This window comes from Mesorhizobium sp. P2_D1, assembly GCF_056404455.1.
The window spans coordinates 81,727-98,080 of sequence record NZ_JBFUDZ010000020.1; the positions used below are offsets into that span (position 1 = coordinate 81,727).

Consider the following 16,354-nt stretch of genomic DNA (forward strand, 5'->3'; position numbering starts at 1 on the left):
CGAAAGCAAAAAGGCCGGCATTGCGCCGACCTTTCCTTCCACCTCGGCGCCAGTACATCCGTGGTCGCGGGGTGAATTATCGCCAGTAGACAGGGCTTTGGTTAACGAATCCTTAACCTGGGCCCCTTTAACCTCAGGCCTTGGCTTGCGATCTCACATAGGCGATGTAGCCGCGCACGTCGCCGGCAGGCTCGGCGTACGCCTTGCCGAGCTTCTTCTCGATCGCCGCCATATACTCCTTGGCCCATTTGGGCAGAGGATAATCGACGACCGCCAGGAACTCGAGCGTCGCCGCCAGGCGGATGTCGGCGATCGACGGGTTCTTGCCGCCGATGAACGGCTTGCCGTCCCTGAAGAAACTGTGGAAGACCTCCAGCGGCTCGGCAATCGCGGCCATCGCGGCCTTCTGGGCTTCGGACTTCTTGTCGGGGTGCGCGTCGCTATGGCCGACCTCGCCGGCATATTGCGGGAAGCCAAGGAACGGATAGGTGGCGCGCGCCACATAGGGATAGAGCGTACCGACCAGGTAGAACATGGCACTGTCGATCATCGCCCGCTTGGCCGGCGCCTTGGGATAGAATTTCTCCAGCCCGTGCTTGTTCGCCAGGTATTGCATGATGGCGCAGCTTTCCCACAACACGCCCCTGGGAAGGCCCTTGTCCTCGATCATTGGCGTCAAATGCGAGGGGTTTCGCGCCGTGAATTCGGGCGAGCGGGTGTGGCCCCAGGCATCGGTCTCGTCGGCGCCCAGCCCGGCCGCGCGCGCGAACACCCGAACGGTCATGTTGTTGACGCTGGGCTTCAGCATGCTCAGCTTCACGGCGGGTTTCTTAGCCGGCTTTGCCTTGGCCTTCGCAGCGGGCTTGGCAGCAGCCTTCACCGCTGGCTTAGCCGCCGCTTTCGCCGCCGGTTTAGCGGCTACCTTGGCCGCCGGTTTTTTCGCGCTCTTCGTTATTGTCTTGGCCATTTGTTCCTCCCTCTGGTTTGTTCAGTATGGGTTCTTCGGTGCCCGGTCGTCCGACAAGGTTGCGCGGGAACGCTCGACGAGCGCCTGGATCGCATCGGCGAGATGCACTTCCGCAATGTTGTAGTCGCCGCGCGCGACACGCAGACTGTGCGCTTCCATCAACACATCGGCATGGGTGAACCCCGCCGGCGGCTCGAAGCGGTAGGAGGCAAGCTCGATCAGCAGGCCGAGCGGATCCTCGAAATAGATCGAATCCATGAAGCCGCGATCCTTGACGCCGCTGTGCTTGATGCCGCGCTCGTCGAGCCGGCCAACCGCCTGCAAGAAGGTGACGCGCGACACCGAAAAGGCGATGTGGTGGACGCAACCCGGATCCGTCGGCGTGCGCCGCTTCTCAGGCGTACGGCTCTCATCGGTGAAGATGGTGATCAGCCGGCCGTCGCCCGGATCGAAATAGAGGTGGCTCTCTTTTGCCTTGTCGAGGTTGGGCTGCTCGAAAATGAACGGCATGCCGAGCACGCCTTCCCAGAAATCGATCGAGGTCTGGCGCCCGGCGCCGACCAGCGTGATGTGATGCACGCCCTGCGATTGCAGTTTCTGCATTGGCCTTCCTCCCCGCGTGGCATCAACTGCCGGTCTGGACCTGCCCTGCACCCGGCGTTCTGCGCGCCGCTTGAGCTAGCTCAGGATCCACGCCGCAATGCTAATGCAATCGGCCCCGCTGCGCCAGAAGCGACGAGAGCAGAGAGATCGGATGATTGATGGAGAGAATGGTACGCCCAAGGGGAATCGAACCCCTGTTCCCGCCGTGAGAGGGCTGGTTTTTCCGGGTTTCGCCGTTCACGGCCATTCGCAAAAGTCCAGTAATTGCAAGGGTTTCGTTCCTTTCCGTTCATCACTGTACGGGGGGATATATTCGACGTATATTCGACGTGTTTTCGAAAATCGAAAGGCGGGAATATGGCGAAGACCCTCAAGGAAGCACCAATCACCACTGCGAATGCTCGTTCCAAGCTCGGTGCTGGTGAATATCCGAGGCGCCTCGATGCTGAGGCAGCGCTCTGGTATCGCAAAGGCAAGCGGGGCGGTGTCTGGTTTGCCCGATGGCGCAACTGGGGACCGGGCGCGAACTACAAGCAAGCGCCCGTAGGCCCTGCCAATGACCTCAACGACAAGCCGACGGAAGGTCTGTTCACTTTCCCGCAGGCCGAGGCGCGGGCTCGCCAAATTGTCGATCAGGCGCGCAGGGGAGCTAAGGCCGCAGCCGACGGGCCAGTGCTTACGGTGCGCCTGGCTGTCGAATCTTATATTTCCGACCGCGATGCGCGCGAGAGCAGAAGGGCTGGCCGCACGGTCCGTTCAGATGCTAGCAGGCGGCTCAGCCGGTACATCCTCGGCCAGGAGAAGCGCGGCAAACAGAAAGCAATTCCAGCAGCACCGCTGGTGGACGTGGCGCTGCACGCCTTGAAGGAAAGCAACCTCCTAGAGTGGCGCGACCGCTTGCCGGAGACGCTGAAGGTGACGGCAAAGCAGCGCACCATCAATGACCTGAAAGCGGCGCTCAACGGCGCCTATGCCGCGCACCGTCGCCGGCTGGAACCTACCTTGCCAGCCGTCATTAAGCACGGCCTGAAGGCCCAGCAGAGCGACGAGGATGACCCCGTTCCGCTGGCGCGTGACAATCAGATACTCAGTGATGCCCAGGTGGGCGCGCTGCTTGCCGCGGCGCGGGAGATCGATGACGAACAGGATTGGGACGGCGATTTGTTCCAACTTGTTGTGGTCCTTGCGGGGACCGGCGCGCGCTTCTCGCAGATCGCACGTATGAAAGTCGGTGATGTGCAGCGGAGCCACGGACGGTTGATGGTGCCAGTGAGCCGCAAGGGTAGAGGCGGGAAGAGCGGCAGCATTCCCGTTGCCGTCGGCAAGGACGTGCTAGACGCGCTGGTGGCAACGGAAACGGGCAGGAAGAACGACGCTCCGTTACTGGAGCGCTGGCGGTACAAGCAGGTTGCGGGCGGAATTCGATGGGTCCGTGATGGGCGCGGTCCTTGGCACTCGCCGAGCGAACTGCATCGGCCGTGGCACGACGTCAGGGAACGGGCGAAGATGCTCGACGTGATCCCATACGCCCTGCGCCATTCCTCGATCGTGCGTGGCATCCGCGCCAATCTGCCGATTCGGCTGGTTGCGGCCCTCCACGATACGTCAGTGCCGATGATTGAGAGGCATTACGGAAAATGGATTGTTGACGGGCTCGAGGAACTGGCAGCTCGGGCGGTGGTCCCCCTGGTGCCGGTGCGGGACGGCAATGTCGTTCGGCTTGGAGTGGGATCATGAAGGATTCCACCACCGAGCCTCTCGACTGGGACGCCGTCGAAGACTTGTGGAAAAAACTGATGCTCGTTTGCGATCGCCATCGCATTGAACTGATCCCTGACAAAGGTGTGCCCTGGAGGGATTTGGCTATAGCGCTTCTTTTGGAGCGCGAGCCCAGTTCCCGTTCACTATACAACCGCGGCAAGCGTGGCCGGCCGCGAGACTGGAAGAGGGACATCGCGCTTGTCCTCGATGCTGACCATGTCATTGGTGAGCGGCGGTGTTCGGACAGCGAGGCCGTCCGCATTCTGACCAGGTCGCCGCGGTTCGTCCAACGATGGAAGGGCGAGAACGAGCGGACTCTTAGAAATCGGCTGAGCGCCGCACGTAAGGATGAAAGAATGGCCGCCATGCTACAGGGCGCGCACAAGGCGGCTCACGATCGCGGGCTAATTCTTTGGGAGGTGATCAACCAGGCCGAGGCATACCAGTTCAAGAAGCGCGGCAGGCCACCTAAGAAGGCAAGCGCCGCCGGGCAGAAGATCGAAGGCGCGACGCCGGACGAGGCGAAGGCGCGGAAGGTCGCAATCCAGYCGCTCAAGCCCCCCGCGCCGAAGCCAGATGTGGCAGAGGTCGAATTGACGAACGCGGATCTGGAAGTGATCCGCCAGGCAAGGGCGTTGTTTCTATAGGCGACAAAAAACTGTCACGGAAATTCCGCCATTAAATTCCGGGACGATCCGTTGCCAGACTTTTTTCAGGTGCTGCGCCCCAACGTTGCTCCACGTTAACAACCCGTGGAGCATTTTCATGAACACCGACAAACTTGGTTTCTCCATCGAGGAGGCCGTTGAATTTTCCGGCATCGGCCGCACGCGGATTTTTGCGGCGATCAATGCTGGGCAACTTGTCGCCCGAAAATTTGGCCGGCGCACCGTGATTTTGCGACGTGACTTGGAAAGCTTTCTCGATGAGTTGCCCGCTCGAGCCCCGAAGACCCGCCAACAATGCGAAGCGCCTCCTCACGACGAAGAATTTCTGGGTGAGTGACGGTCGATGGGCAACACCTTCATCACCTTGGCAGAGATCGAGCATGCGCTCCTGCACGACAAGCCCCGACGCCGGATCATTATCCCAGATGTCCTGCCGTGCGGCCCCAGCTTGATCTACGGCCCGAGCGGCGCTGGAAAGACCGGCCTTGCGATCAGAACGGCGGTGGCCGTGGCTGGCGGCAAGCAATGGGCCAACAGGCCGGTAAGCCGCGGTAGTGTCCTATACGTGGCCGGCGAAGATATCGAGGGCGCAAAGGTTCGATTGGTAGCCGCTGCGCGCGATCTCGGGCTCGAAGCCGCTTCCCTGCCGATCGCTCTCATGGAGGCCCCGGTCCAGGGGCTTATTGCCGATGCGTCCCGAATTGCTGTGATGGGCGCCGCTCAAAAGTTTGCGAAGCAATCGGGCCTGCCTGTCGCGGTCATCATCGTTGACACGCTTGCGGCCAGCTTCGGTCCGAAGAGCCAAGACGACGCCACCGCCGCTTCGGAATACATGAGCAACGCCGATAGGACCGCTCGCGAACTGGAATGCGCCGTCCTGTCCCTCCACCATACCGGCAAAAATGAGAACAGCGGCATGCGCGGCAGTCGGGTGTTCTTTGATCGTGCCGATGCAGTGGTGCGGGTGAATAAAGGGAAATCGGGAGCGTCATTCGCTGAGGTCGAGAAAATGCGCAACGGGCCAGGCGGTGCTCGCTTCGCATTCGACATTAACGGCGCTGATATCGAGAGTGCCGACGGGATAATATCTGTGCAGGTCATCCGGCAATTGCGGGCCTTGGAGCCGTCCGCGTTGAATTTTGACGAGGCAAAAGCACAACGCAAGCAGACCATTGCCGACCAGATGYTCGGTGCGCTTAGCCGAATTTCCAGCGGTGGTTCAGCAACCGTGGCGACGTGGCAGGAGGCCTGCTACGCCATGTGGCCGGACAAGTCGCCGGATACCCGCCGGAAGCTCTTCAGCAAGAACCGTAAACACCTGCACGACGAACATCTCATCTGCACCGATGGTGAAAACGTCACCGTCATCGTCACCGGTGGCACTTGATGACCCCTTTGGTGACACCTCAACCCGAAAACGTCACCGTCACGGTCACTAACCCCCTTTCTATAGAAGGGGGTGACAGTGACAGACGACCGGGGCAGCAATAGGAACGACATTCCCCTTCAAGAGCGTGATGGCGTGAGCGTTGAAGTACTAGGCCGTGTGCATGATGGAGAGGTTGAAAGGACGAATGTCCTTTCTCGGGGTGGAAGGGGCAGAGCCCCTGCTTCGAACAACCGCGGCGGCGACGGTGACATCCGAACCGGGACAGGAGGCTGATCCGATGAAATCGCAACTCGACTTCTTCAAGGCTGAAGTTGTGGCTTCCCGTTCCGCCGTGCGGGCAGCAATGTTCCGACCGTCGCACTGTCAGATCGAGCTGCGTGGGCACGAGATCGACGAGGTTGCGGGAGTTGCGATGGTCTGAAGGAGCGCCATGACGATGGAAGCGGTGCCGAGTCAAACGCTGGGCCACAGGCGCTGCGAAACGGATTTGGCGCCGCGGCGAACGGTGTCCCTGAGTTCACCCCAGCCAAGCTGAAAGAGATCACGCGTCCGAACGGCTCGGGTCAAACTAGTTGCCGATGGGGATTCCTGCAGCCCTGTGTTTGCCTTGACGAGCCTGGAACTGGAACCGTACCTTCGGGGTCTTCTGCGGGTCTTCTGCCAGGACAAAGGGCTCTTCCGTGGCGATGAAGAGCTCTTCGATGCTCTGCCTTTGTCGCTGGTTGCCGGAAGAAGGCACTGCAGATCAGATATCCATAGCGTAAGCGGGGAATTCATTCTGGAAGGAGCTCTGCGCCATCGGCCTCCTTGGGCCTCTGTGTCAGACCCGGGTTGATGGGGAAAGCGTGACATTCGCCGCCGCCGACGCCGCCGAGCTCATTCGGCTGATTGGCCGCGGGCTGAACAACCTGACGGCGAAGGCCATCATGGAAGGAAAGCTCGACGAGGAATTCGAACTCTCCCAGGCGGAGATAGACCGGAAAGCGCAGAAATGGGGCAAGGGGCGGAAGAACATCCCACAGGCCCTCGTGCCAGCCTGGGACTACGCTCCCCACAAGCTTTATCTATCCTAGGATGGCGACGGCCCTGATGACCATGCCGCCAGCGACTTCGTGCTTATCGAGGCCGACGTGGCGGACGTCCATTCCAAGCTGACCTACCAGGCAACTAGGATAGAGACCCCTGGCACAGGCGGTGTAAGTCGAAGAGCATCGAGATCGCCTATCGCTGGGTTCACGGACTGCGCGTGTCTCCGCCCCCAATCGCAGAGCACGATAGAGAGATAGCTATCATCGGCGGCATGCATCGCTACCATCTGGTGCACCATCACGGAGCCAAGCGGATGCCGTTCTACGTCCCGAAGTCAGAGCTAGCCAAGGTCTCGATCTGCTCCCCGGTGCAAACGCTCGCAGCCAAGTCTGTGGCGGCCTGCTGCTGACTTCTGCTGCCTTCTGCCCCACTGAAGGGCGGTCTGAAGACGCCAGAAAGAATTGTAAGTGTCGACGGCACATGGAACGGGCGATGCCGCCGGTCCGCCGGGCGACGGAGCTTCAAGCACTCGCGGGTTCGCCGCGCATCTGCTGGCGGATCGGATCTCGGCTAGGGCGGCGGCTGCCGGGGATCGAGTTGATGTCGGCCTGAGCGGCAAGGGGTCGGTCCCGCCAAGTTGCCTTCAGTGCTCAGAGAATCGTCAGTGCTGGTCCTTACATTGATGTCAGATTTGATTCGGGAGATGATGGTGATCCGTAGCGGCAACCAGGTTCGGATCGACGCATCTGCGCATTCTGCCCGCCGAAGCGGCATCATGTCCGGCTGCAGACAGGACGAGGAAAGAGCCTTAGCAGCCCGGGGTTTACCTGGACGGGCCCGGAGGAGCTCCTTCGAAGCCTTCGGCGGCTCTTCAGACGCAAGGGGGAAGTCTTCCAACCCTGCACTAAACAATCCAAGGCACGAGAGATTCTGCCAGCTCCGCGCGTACGGGTGGCCAGCGTACAAGGCATACCAACAGGCAGGCTTCAAATGCTCCAAACAAACGGCCTTCGCGAACTCTTCGCGGCTGCTAAGAAGTGCTAAGATTTCAAACCGTATTCGTGAATTGGTCAAGGAACTCGCTGACGCAGTAATCGTCACGCGCGAGTCGCTCGCCGCGGAACTGGACTGCGCGATTGCATTAGCGCATCAGCGCGGGCAGCCGGCTACGGCAATCTCCGCCATCATGGCCAAGGCGAAACTGTTTGGCCTCATCGGCAATAAGCGTGCCGACACGAACAACGACCTCAACCGCTATTCTCAGATGAGCTCGGACGTGCTGATCTACCAGATCACCTCCATTGCCAATGAGATCGCTCCGCACAAAGGCGACCGTTAAGGAGAGCCCAGGGCGTATGGAGACGGTGGAACCCGAGTGAGGTCAGGCCAGCATGATAACGGTGATTCCGAGCTTCTCGGCGAGGGAACATGTGTACCAGGTTCCGCCGCCGCCCGGGAATCCGCAGACCAGATCGGGCTTACCCTCGCGTAGCATTCGTTCGTTGCGGATCAACGCGGTATGTCTGCCTTCGCCCTTCCAGTCGGCAGGACCCCAGCAGTTCAACGCCTCTCGCACGCGCTTGGCGCGTTCCCTGTTCGTCAGGGCTGTGATGCAACGATAGCCATAGGTCGGGCGTCGATTAGGCGGCGACCAGCTCCAAGAGCCCATCGTCGTCGGGTTTGCGATAAGGCCCGCGCAGCGATGCACCTTGTCATGGAGATGGGAACGCGCCACCCCGAGGGTCTCGGCAACGGACTTCATCGGGAACCGTCCCTCGGCTGCGACAAGAGCCGCAAGTTCGGTTTTTTTTGACTCCGACCTGGCCAGCGCGTCTTTGAGGATCTCCACTTCCATGGTCTTGCGGCCGAGAAGCCGCTCGAGGTCGCGAACGCGCTCTTCAAGCAGCCAGACCGCGCCGGCGAGGCGATATAGAGCGAACGAAGCTCATTCGCCGGTGTCCTCCGCCCTTGGCTGTCAAGGACCGGGGATAGGCTGATCGCGCTCGCCCACGGCTTTGCGGGCGAGCAAATAGTACAGTTCCATCTCACCCTTCCCCTTGACATGAACTCGGGCGCGTCTCTCAAACACGTACTCGTCAGCCAGAATCTGCATAGCTGTCTCGGTCACCTGAATCCGGCCGGCACTACCAAGTGACTCCATCCGAGATGCGGTATTCACGGTATCTCCCCATACATCGTAAAATAGCTTCTGTGTCCCGATCACTCCTGCGACTGCCGGCCCTACGTGGATTCCTATCCGTATGGCTATTTCCTCTCCTATCTCTTCCGAGACGTCGCGGGTCGCGTCCAGCATGTCGAGTGCCAACTCGGCTACCCGTCGAGCGTACCCTTGATGGCGGTCAGGCATGCCACCCGCCACCATGTAGGCGTCTCCAACCGTTTTGATCTTCTCCAAGCAATGGATCGCTGCCAAGCGGTCAAATCTGGTAAAGACTCGATTGAGGAACCGTACAACCTCTACCGCGGGTAACTTGCTAGCGCGAGGCGTAAAATTGACTACGTCGGCAAAAAGAATAGCTACCTCGTCGAAGTGGTCAGCGATAGTTTCGTCTGGTTTTTCTTTCAATCTTGCAGCAATCGATGCAGGCATGAGATTAAGCAAGAGGTGTTCCGATCGCTCATATTCACGCTCAAGCGCCGCTTCAGCGCGGTCACCTACATAGAGAGCATAGTAGATCGACCAAAAGACCAATATAGACGAACCAAATAAACAGTACTGCAAGTTTAGTTCGGCAAAATCCCCTGGTACAGGCTCGAACGAGGAGCTTGGAAATGTGAATTCCACTATATAGAATCCGAAAAGCGCCCAGAACAAAAGTAATATTGCGATCAACATTCGCCTGGATCCGAGAGAAATCGATACCGCGGGGGCCGCTAATAAGAAATAATGACTGCCAAGGGAAGAGCCGGCGATGTATCCTTGAACAACAAAACCGATCCAAGATACGCCGACAAAATATGTTGTCGCTACAACTTCGCCAAACCGATTTGACAGCGGAGTAAGTGCCCACATGAATAGGATAAACGACGCCCATAAAATCAAGGCGTGATGCTTAGCGAATCCAAGGCGAAACAAAGACTGTCCTATCACGAATATTGTACTTAGCACTACCAGCGTGACGAATACGTTGAGGGCTCTAAGGTGGCGACTGGATACTGGATCTTTGCCGGTAGTTCCGAACGCGATCATATTTTGTAATGGGCCGGCAAGTCTGGCAAATATCGTTCGGAGCAATTTCGATAGTTGCAGCGTCGCAATAAGTATGACGTTCGGGCGTGCCATACGAGTTCCCCGCCTGACCATAAAAGTCCGAGCATAGTGACATGCGCCTGAGCAAGCTACTCAAGAACACCATCACCACCGACGGTCCAGTGGGTCCGAGTTGGGCGACTCCCCCTCCCGGCTGGGCACCGCCCGTGCCGGATTGGGCCGTTTTCTGGCAACGCGGTTTCCTGACCCCCCGCGACATCCTCGTTCCTGTCCACGCAGGTCATAGAGCCAGCAGGTCAGGCGGAGCGGGATCGTCATTCCAGGGTGCGGTGGCCAGGTCGCGGCGGCGGGGAGCCGCTCTGCTCGGCTCATCCGCCCTAGTTACCACTTTGGCTCCGGCTGATAGGTCATTTGCGAAACCACTTTCGTCGCGTCACCACGCCCTTGGTACTTCCCGATCAAGGCTCTCTCGTCTTCCTCCGAGACCGAACTAACGCGGTAGAGGTTCCACATTTTGTCCTTCGTTGGCGAGAGACGGTATGTCCTGCCGTTGGTGCGGCAATACCAATGAGGAGATTTCTGGAGCTGCGTCCACTTGCAGTCAGCGCCTGACAGGAGCCGCTGTTCGCCAGCAATTTGGTCCTCTTCACGCAATCTCCTATACCGTTCCTCCTGCTCTACCCGAAGCCGCTCCTCTTCCTGTTCTACGTGGTCCCTGAGCAGGCCGATGATAGCAGGAAGCTCGGTACCCTCGGCCCTTTCCTTGTCGTAGAGGGCGAGACACCCAGGGCGAAGCTCCTCTTTTGGGTACGAGAAATATTCCTCGTCTTCGAACGCTCTCAGGCGCTGGCCGACATCTGTCGTCGTAGCCAGTGGCCCCGGCATCTCGTTGATGAAGTCGCGCAGAGCCTCGACTGGTATCCAACAACCCAGGGCGGACTTGAGAAGGACCTCACGTTGCCCGTCCCACTTCCTCCAGATCGAATTGCCCCGGTCAACCCGCCTAACGATCTCCTGCGCCAATCTGATCAGCGAATAGGGGTCGCGGATGTGGCGCAAGGACGGGCTCTTCACGTAGGCAAAGAGGAGTTCCTTAACGATCGAAATGCGTTCGTCTTCTCTCATCGCATCATCCTCCTTAAGCGCAGTTCTCCGATTGAACCGCTGCCGTGGCGCTGTGTTGAACAGCGTAGTCAGCATGTCTTTTGGGTGTACCTTTGTCGAACCGTCTTTGGCGCGGTTCGATAAATGTCGTTTGACAACTCAAATCGAACCGCATATTGGGGGACCACTTAAATCGAACCAAGGAGGGTTTTCATGTTCGTCCGCGCTTATCTCCGAGCATCGACCAAAGACCAGGACGCCGAACGGGCGAATGTCGATCTCCAGAAATTCGCGAAGGATAAAGGTTTGACCATCGCTGCGACTTATATCGAGAACGAGAGCGGCGCCTCGCTCCAACGGCCGGAACTGTTCCGGCTGCTGTCTGACTGTCAGCCCGGCGACATTCTTCTGATCGAGCAAGTCGATCGGTTGAGCCGCCTGAACGCTACCGATTGGGATCGCCTTAAGCGCGAAATGGATGATCGCAAGGTGCGCGTTGTCGCCCTGGACCTGCCGACCTCCCACACGATGATGACAACCACGTCTGACGAGTTCACGGGGCGGATGTTCGCAGCGATCAATGGAATGATGCTCGACATGCTCGCGGCTATCGCCAGGAAGGACTATGAGGACCGGCGTCGTCGTCAGTCGCAAGGTATCGAGAAGGCTAGGCGCAGCGGTCTTTATCGAGGCCGACCTGAAGACGCGAAACGCAATGCGGCTATCGTGAAAATGCTTAAAGACGGGCAAAGTTGGAACAGTATTGTTTCCGCTACCGGTTGCTCGCGATCGACACTCAGCAGGCTCGCAAAAAGAGCCTGATCCCTGTGCCGCGATTGTCGACGCTGGGCGCAAGCTAATGGGATCCACTCCAATCGATGGCCTTTGCCAACTCGACATTGCGAACCGTGGTGGCATGGCRCTGCCGTCTGCGTCTTGGCATGGTCGGTGTTGGACGGTCTCGGCATGCTGATGGCCAGAAAGCAAGGCGGAGCCGTGGGCTGGTCAGTCGGAAATCTGACGTCCGGCCCTCCTCTACAGATTGATCGGAAAATGCTTAGCGCCCCCGAGTTCGTTTAACCAGGAAAGCTGCATCGATGCCCCGCTTAACTCCTGAGCAAAGGATCAGGCTGGCCAAGGCTCTCGAAATTCGGGCGGAGACGGGCAAGGGTCTCACTTCAGAGCAAAGAGACGGACTTCGTCGCTCGGCGCACAATCTGCTCGCGTTGAACGCTATGGAGGAGCGCAGGAACCAGTCGAAGTCCTCGGCAGAAGGACTCGCACGCATATTCGATCAAGCTGCAGAGCAACGCTGGTCGGAGGACCTGCGCGAGGAGCTCGGCTATCGACATATGATGCACTTGGCCGACGTGTTCGAGGGGTGGGCAACGGACAGGCGCATGACGCCCGAATGGACCGCCAAGCTTGCGGGATGGGCAACCTTAGCGGAGGAAGTCGGGGCGACTTGGGATCCGCCAAGACCGGCGGGTACACTCTCCCTTGTCGGATTTATTGGTCGTAGCCTGATGAGCGAGTAGAGTATCCGGTTCAAGATGTTGGACCTTCGGCCTACGCCTCGTGGTGGCAGAGGTACCGTGGCTGCTTTGCGCCCAATCTCGGCCGTTGCGGACAGATTTGCCACTGATTGCAAGCGGACATCGCGGCGACCACGCTGGGCGCGACTAAAGCCACCAGGGCCGAAACGAGAGTCGCCACCGCACGCCCGATTTGGATTGTGCGTCAGTGCATTGRCAGGATGTTCTGGTTGAGCCGGAACAGATTGTCCGGATCGTATCTGTGCTTGATCTTGGCGAGCCTCGCGTAGGCCTCGGCTCCCAAGGCGTCGCGCACGAGATCCGCTCCTTCGCCATGGCCGGGGAAGTTCAGATAGAGGCGGCCGGTCGAGTAGCGCTGCATGTCCTGCCAGAAGCTGCGAACCCAGCCGATGTTCGCATCGTCCTCGTCAGCGCCAGGCCAGATGGCGTCGAGGCTGAGCATGAAGGGCATGGAGCGGTCGCCGAAGGCAGTCTCATCGGCTGCAACGCGCTGGACGAACCCGCCGAACTTCCAGATCGAGGCGAAGGTCATTTCGGAGGGGCGCTTCGCCATCCGCGCGGTGATCTCCTCGGTGACCTCGTCGTCGAGGCACGAGAGGTAGGTGGATTTCCAGTAGCAGCGGTCGCGGCCTTTCGGGAACAGCCCGTCATAGAGCGACTGGATGGTGCGATATGACATGCGGCCGCTGAAATCGACAAGCGGTTCCCCAAAACTGCGCAACGGCGCCACGACCCGCTCGCCCTCGTCGGCCGGTCCGTCATAGACATGCGCGAGCGCCAGGACGCGCCGGCCCCTTGTATGCTCGGGAATTGAGGGGTCGTCGGGCAGGGTGGAGAACTCGGCCAGGCCGCTCAGGCAGTCGGGTGCGGTCTGCATGAAGTCGCGCCAGAGCGGAATGATCTCGTTGGCGCGCTCTTCGGGATAGGCCGGACCGCACAACATCAGCTCCTGCTCGATCGGGTGTAGCTTGAACTCGAAGCTCGTCACCACGCCGAAATTGCCGCCACCGCCGCGCAGCGCCCAGAAGAGATCCGGGTTCTGCGTCGCGTCGGCATGGATGAGGCGGCCATCGGCGGTCACCAGATCGGCGGCCAGCAGATTGTCGATGCTGAGGCCGTGGCTTCCGCGCAGCCAGCCGATGCCGCCGGAAAGCGTCAGGCCGGCAACGCCCGTCGCCGAGATGAGACCGCCTGGAGTGGCGCGGCCAAGCGGGGTGGTGGCCGCATCGACATCGGCCCAGGTGGCGCCGCCCTCGACGAAGGCACGGTCGAGGCCGGGCGTGACCCGTACGCCCTTCATCAGCGACATGTCGATCATCAGCCCGCCGTCGCAGACGGCGTAGCCTGCAACATTGTGGCCGCCCGAGCGAATTGCGATCGCCAACCCCTGCTCGCGCCCGAAATTCACCGACGCCACGACATCGGCAGCATTCCGGCAGCGCACGATGAGGGCGGGACTGCGATCGATCATGCCGTTCCAGACGACCCGAGTCGCGTCATAGGATGGGTTCGACGGCTCCAGCACCTCGCCGCGCAAGATGGAACGGAAGCTTTCGATGCTCGAAGGTGCAAGGGTAGCGGTGGCGGCCATGGGGCGGTCTCCTCGTTTCAAGCACGCTAGCGCGGCGCGAGCATGGTCGCTAAAGTCGAAAATGCTAGAAGGCGGTCATTTCTGCCATGGTTGAACAGGCCAGACCATTAAATGTGGCGATCCTAGCCGCTCCGGAGGCTACCGCCTCCACGATCTACGGCATGTTCGACTTGTTTTCCTCGCCCGGTAGGGATTTCCTGTTCATCACCAGCGGAGCCTCGGGCACGCCGCGCATGCGGCCCTATGTGGTTGCCGGGGACGGCAGCGCGTTTCGCGCCGCAAACGGTGTCTGGGTGCGCCCGGACCACGCGCTTTCCGATTGCCCCCGCCCCGACATCGTCTGCATCCCCGATTTCTTCGTCAATCCGGGCGAAAGCGTCGCCGGGCAGTATGACGCCGAAGCCGCCTGGCTGAAGCGTGCGCATGACGACGGCGCCATGCTGGCCAGCGCATGCTCTGGCGCGGTGCTGCTCGGCGAGGCGGGGCTGCTCGACAATCGCGAGGCGACCATTCACTGGGGCTATGTCGAGACGCTCACGAACAACTATCCCGGCGTGAAGGTGAAGCCGGACCAGTCGCTTGTGCTGAGCGGCGAGGCGCAACGGGTTGTCATGGCCGGGGGCGGCTCGAGTTGGCAGGACCTCGCCCTCTATCTCATCGCGCGCTTTGTCGGCCTCAAGGAGGCGATGGAGGTCGCCAAGGTCTACATGCTGCAGTGGCACGACATGGGCCAGCAGCCTTTCGCCGCGCTCATGCGCTTTCGCCAGACCAGCGACGCGGTGATCAACCGGTGCCAGAAATGGGCCGAGCTCAACTACCGGACGCCCTCGCCCGTCGCCGCCATGACAAAGTTGTCAGGCCTGTCCGAGCGCTCCTTCGTGCGCCGCTTCGCCAGGGCTACGGACATGAAGGCGATCGACTACATCCACGCGCTCAGGCTCGAGCAGGCCAAGCAGATGCTGGAGACGGGCGATCTCCCGGTCGAAGCGGTGGCGAATGAAGTCGGCTACGAGGATGCGAGTTTTTTCGGGCGTCTCTTCCGCCGCAAGGTCGGGCTGACGCCGGCGCAATATCGCATTCGTTTCAGTGCTCTCCGGCGAGCTCTGAGCCGCGGTTGAATCTCGACCGTCGCGGCGCGATACCCATATTCCGCTTTGCGCCGCATGTCGGCCGTAGCGATCAGCCCTGCTGCCGCCTGAAAGCAGATGATGTGGATGGCTCCCGCTCCCGGCATCTGAGTGCCAAAGTGTGGATGCTGTCAAAGCGACCACGAGCCAAGGGAGCCACCCGTCATGGATATTATCACGATCGGCCTGGATTTGGCCAAAAGCGTTTTTCAGGTTCACTGTATTGATGCGGTGGGCGATGTTGTCGTCCGCAAGCCGCTGCGCCGCCGGCAGGTACTGCCCTTCTTCGCGAAGCTGTCGCCCTGTCTGATCGGCATGGAGGCATGCGGGACATCGCATTACTGGGCGCGCGAGCTGATCCGGCTTGGCCATGAGGTGCGGCTAATGCCGCCGGCTTACGTCAAGCCTTATGTAAAGCGCGGCAAGACCGATGCGGGTGACGCGGAAGCGATCTGCGAGGCGGTGACGCGACCAACGATGCGGTTTGTGCCGGTAAAGTCGGCCGAGCAGCAGGCGGCTCTGGCGCTGCACCGGACGCGCGATCTTCTGGTCAAGCAGCGCACGCAGCTGGTGAACATGGTGCGCGGGCTGCTCGCCGAATTCGGGATCGAGATGGCGCGCGGGCTGCACCACGCGCTTGCGCTTGCCGCGCGGCTAGCAGCCGGCGAGGTGCCCGAAGTACCGTCCCTGGCGCAGCGCATCGTCGTTGGCCTGACGCGCCAGATCGGAGACCTGCAGGACCGGCTGACAGCAATCGAGAAGGAGCTCCTCGCCTGGCATCGCTCAAACGAGTTGTCGCAACGGCTTGCGACGATCCCCGGTATCGGGGTCATCTCGGCCACTGCGCTGGCTGCCTCGGTGATTGAACCAGAGCGCTTCCGCTCGGGCCGACAATTCGCCGCTTCGCTGGGCCTGACGCCGCTTGCCAACTGCAGCGGAGGCAAGGAACGATTGGGCAAGATCTCGCGCATGGGCGATCGCTATCTGCGCCGGCTGCTGGTGGTCGGCATGACCTCGCTCGTTCGGCGGGCAAGGACAAGGCCTGACTCGGTCGATCCGCGCATGGTCGCGATGCTCAAGCGCCGGCCCGCCCGAGTCGTGACGGTGGCTGCCGCCAACCGGACGGCGCGCGCGGCCTGGGCGATCATGACGCGCGGAGGAACCTACCGGGCGCCGATCAGCGCCGCAGCATGATCTGGTTCGGTGGCAATCAAACAAGACGCGAAGGAAAAGGAAGTTCACCAGTTGCAAGGGCGATGAGATGTGATGGCGAACCGGTCATACCGGGAGCTGGGATAACCCGTGCGAATGTCGTGGGCGTCATTG

At 60.5% G+C, this 16,354-nt stretch carries 16 protein-coding genes, 1 tRNA gene and 1 pseudogene; 11 read left to right on the plus strand and 7 right to left on the minus strand.

Translation table 11 applies throughout. The features are described from left to right. Positions 1-133 precede the first annotated feature (133 nt). The 3 genes from AC1D0I_RS16665 to AC1D0I_RS16675 all read right to left on the minus strand — a co-directional run bounded on the left by AC1D0I_RS16665 (position 134) and on the right by AC1D0I_RS16675 (position 1,821). Positions 134-967 carry a glutathione S-transferase family protein gene (locus AC1D0I_RS16665; RefSeq protein WP_477396426.1) on the minus strand — a complete coding sequence of 278 codons (834 nt, stop codon included), beginning with the start codon at positions 965-967 and terminating at the stop codon, positions 134-136. A gap of 21 nt (positions 968-988) precedes the next feature. Beyond that, positions 989-1,570: a VOC family protein gene (locus tag AC1D0I_RS16670; RefSeq protein WP_477396428.1), complete on the minus strand. Its 582-nt coding sequence runs from the start codon at positions 1,568-1,570 to the stop codon at positions 989-991. Between the two features lie 168 nt (positions 1,571-1,738). After that, positions 1,739-1,821: transfer RNA gene (locus AC1D0I_RS16675), tRNA-Glu, on the minus strand. Positions 1,822-1,927: 106 nt separating this feature from the next. On the opposite strand from AC1D0I_RS16675, the gene AC1D0I_RS16680 reads away from it, so the two are divergent. From AC1D0I_RS16680 to AC1D0I_RS16710, 7 genes are all read left to right on the plus strand, one after another. After that, positions 1,928-3,307, plus strand: coding sequence for a tyrosine-type recombinase/integrase (locus AC1D0I_RS16680; RefSeq protein WP_477396430.1), 1,380 nt, complete (start codon positions 1,928-1,930; stop codon positions 3,305-3,307). Beyond that, on the plus strand, positions 3,304-3,978 hold the full coding sequence (locus tag AC1D0I_RS16685) for a hypothetical protein (RefSeq protein ID WP_477396432.1): 675 nt from the start codon (positions 3,304-3,306) through the stop codon (positions 3,976-3,978). The genes AC1D0I_RS16680 and AC1D0I_RS16685 overlap by 4 nt, the downstream gene beginning before the upstream one ends. A gap of 118 nt (positions 3,979-4,096) precedes the next feature. Continuing rightward, complete coding sequence (locus AC1D0I_RS16690; RefSeq protein ID WP_477396434.1) at positions 4,097-4,336, plus strand: helix-turn-helix domain-containing protein; 240 nt, start codon at positions 4,097-4,099, stop codon at positions 4,334-4,336. 6 nt (positions 4,337-4,342) lie between these two features. Continuing rightward, complete coding sequence (locus AC1D0I_RS16695) at positions 4,343-5,386, plus strand: AAA family ATPase (protein WP_477396436.1); 1,044 nt, start codon at positions 4,343-4,345, stop codon at positions 5,384-5,386. Between the two features lie 280 nt (positions 5,387-5,666). Next, positions 5,667-5,810 carry a hypothetical protein gene (locus AC1D0I_RS16700; RefSeq protein ID WP_477396438.1) on the plus strand — a complete coding sequence of 48 codons (144 nt, stop codon included), beginning with the start codon at positions 5,667-5,669 and terminating at the stop codon, positions 5,808-5,810. A gap of 424 nt (positions 5,811-6,234) precedes the next feature. Beyond that, complete coding sequence (locus tag AC1D0I_RS16705; RefSeq protein WP_477396440.1) at positions 6,235-6,462, plus strand: hypothetical protein; 228 nt, start codon at positions 6,235-6,237, stop codon at positions 6,460-6,462. 731 nt (positions 6,463-7,193) lie between these two features. Continuing rightward, the gene (locus tag AC1D0I_RS16710; protein WP_477396454.1) at positions 7,194-7,757 is read left to right on the plus strand and encodes a terminase small subunit; all 564 of its coding nucleotides are present in this window, start codon (positions 7,194-7,196) and stop codon (positions 7,755-7,757) included. Positions 7,758-8,134: 377 nt separating this feature from the next. On the opposite strand, the pseudogene AC1D0I_RS16715 reads toward AC1D0I_RS16710, so the two are convergent. The 3 genes and pseudogenes from AC1D0I_RS16715 to AC1D0I_RS16725 form a co-directional block, all read right to left on the minus strand. Further along, positions 8,135-8,321 (minus strand): annotated as a pseudogene (locus AC1D0I_RS16715) (IS3 family transposase); the annotation flags it as partial. A gap of 72 nt (positions 8,322-8,393) precedes the next feature. Further along, positions 8,394-9,722, minus strand: coding sequence for an adenylate/guanylate cyclase domain-containing protein (locus AC1D0I_RS16720; protein ID WP_477396441.1), 1,329 nt, complete (start codon positions 9,720-9,722; stop codon positions 8,394-8,396). Positions 9,723-10,031: 309 nt separating this feature from the next. Beyond that, positions 10,032-10,775, minus strand: a complete 744-nt coding sequence (locus AC1D0I_RS16725; RefSeq protein WP_477396443.1) for a hypothetical protein — start codon at positions 10,773-10,775, stop codon at positions 10,032-10,034. A 192-nt stretch (positions 10,776-10,967) separates the two neighbouring features. Here AC1D0I_RS16725 and AC1D0I_RS16730 point away from each other — a divergent pair, with 192 nt between their 5' ends. Together AC1D0I_RS16730 and AC1D0I_RS16735 are read left to right on the plus strand one after the other, a co-directional pair. Then, entirely contained in the window at positions 10,968-11,576 is a 609-nt protein-coding gene (locus AC1D0I_RS16730; RefSeq protein WP_031241134.1) for a recombinase family protein, read from the plus strand. 275 nt (positions 11,577-11,851) lie between these two features. Then, positions 11,852-12,292: a hypothetical protein gene (locus tag AC1D0I_RS16735; protein WP_477396445.1), complete on the plus strand. Its 441-nt coding sequence runs from the start codon at positions 11,852-11,854 to the stop codon at positions 12,290-12,292. A gap of 202 nt (positions 12,293-12,494) precedes the next feature. Here AC1D0I_RS16735 and AC1D0I_RS16740 read toward each other — a convergent pair whose 3' ends face one another. Continuing rightward, on the minus strand, positions 12,495-13,901 hold the full coding sequence (locus tag AC1D0I_RS16740) for an FAD-binding oxidoreductase (RefSeq protein ID WP_477396447.1): 1,407 nt from the start codon (positions 13,899-13,901) through the stop codon (positions 12,495-12,497). Between the two features lie 86 nt (positions 13,902-13,987). On the opposite strand from AC1D0I_RS16740, the gene AC1D0I_RS16745 reads away from it, so the two are divergent. After that, positions 13,988-15,019, plus strand: coding sequence for a GlxA family transcriptional regulator (locus tag AC1D0I_RS16745; RefSeq protein WP_477308697.1), 1,032 nt, complete (start codon positions 13,988-13,990; stop codon positions 15,017-15,019). Between the two features lie 174 nt (positions 15,020-15,193). Continuing rightward, positions 15,194-16,222 carry an IS110 family RNA-guided transposase gene (locus AC1D0I_RS16750; protein WP_477396449.1) on the plus strand — a complete coding sequence of 343 codons (1,029 nt, stop codon included), beginning with the start codon at positions 15,194-15,196 and terminating at the stop codon, positions 16,220-16,222. Positions 16,223-16,354: the final 132 nt, after the last annotated feature.

Coding starts and splice junctions, on each gene's coding strand:
- AC1D0I_RS16665 (WP_477396426.1), bottom strand. CDS start 967: ATGGCCAAGACAATAACGAAGAGCGCGAAAAAACCGGCGGCCAAGGTA.
- AC1D0I_RS16670 (WP_477396428.1), bottom strand. CDS start 1,570: ATGCAGAAACTGCAATCGCAGGGCGTGCATCACATCACGCTGGTCGGC.
- AC1D0I_RS16680 (WP_477396430.1), top strand. CDS start 1,928: ATGGCGAAGACCCTCAAGGAAGCACCAATCACCACTGCGAATGCTCGT.
- AC1D0I_RS16690 (WP_477396434.1), top strand. CDS start 4,097: ATGAACACCGACAAACTTGGTTTCTCCATCGAGGAGGCCGTTGAATTT.
- AC1D0I_RS16700 (WP_477396438.1), top strand. CDS start 5,667: ATGAAATCGCAACTCGACTTCTTCAAGGCTGAAGTTGTGGCTTCCCGT.
- AC1D0I_RS16710 (WP_477396454.1), top strand. CDS start 7,194: ATGTCCGGCTGCAGACAGGACGAGGAAAGAGCCTTAGCAGCCCGGGGT.
- AC1D0I_RS16720 (WP_477396441.1), bottom strand. CDS start 9,722: ATGGCACGCCCGAACGTCATACTTATTGCGACGCTGCAACTATCGAAA.
- AC1D0I_RS16725 (WP_477396443.1), bottom strand. CDS start 10,775: ATGAGAGAAGACGAACGCATTTCGATCGTTAAGGAACTCCTCTTTGCC.
- AC1D0I_RS16730 (WP_031241134.1), top strand. CDS start 10,968: ATGTTCGTCCGCGCTTATCTCCGAGCATCGACCAAAGACCAGGACGCC.
- AC1D0I_RS16735 (WP_477396445.1), top strand. CDS start 11,852: ATGCCCCGCTTAACTCCTGAGCAAAGGATCAGGCTGGCCAAGGCTCTC.
- AC1D0I_RS16745 (WP_477308697.1), top strand. CDS start 13,988: ATGGTTGAACAGGCCAGACCATTAAATGTGGCGATCCTAGCCGCTCCG.
- AC1D0I_RS16750 (WP_477396449.1), top strand. CDS start 15,194: ATGGATATTATCACGATCGGCCTGGATTTGGCCAAAAGCGTTTTTCAG.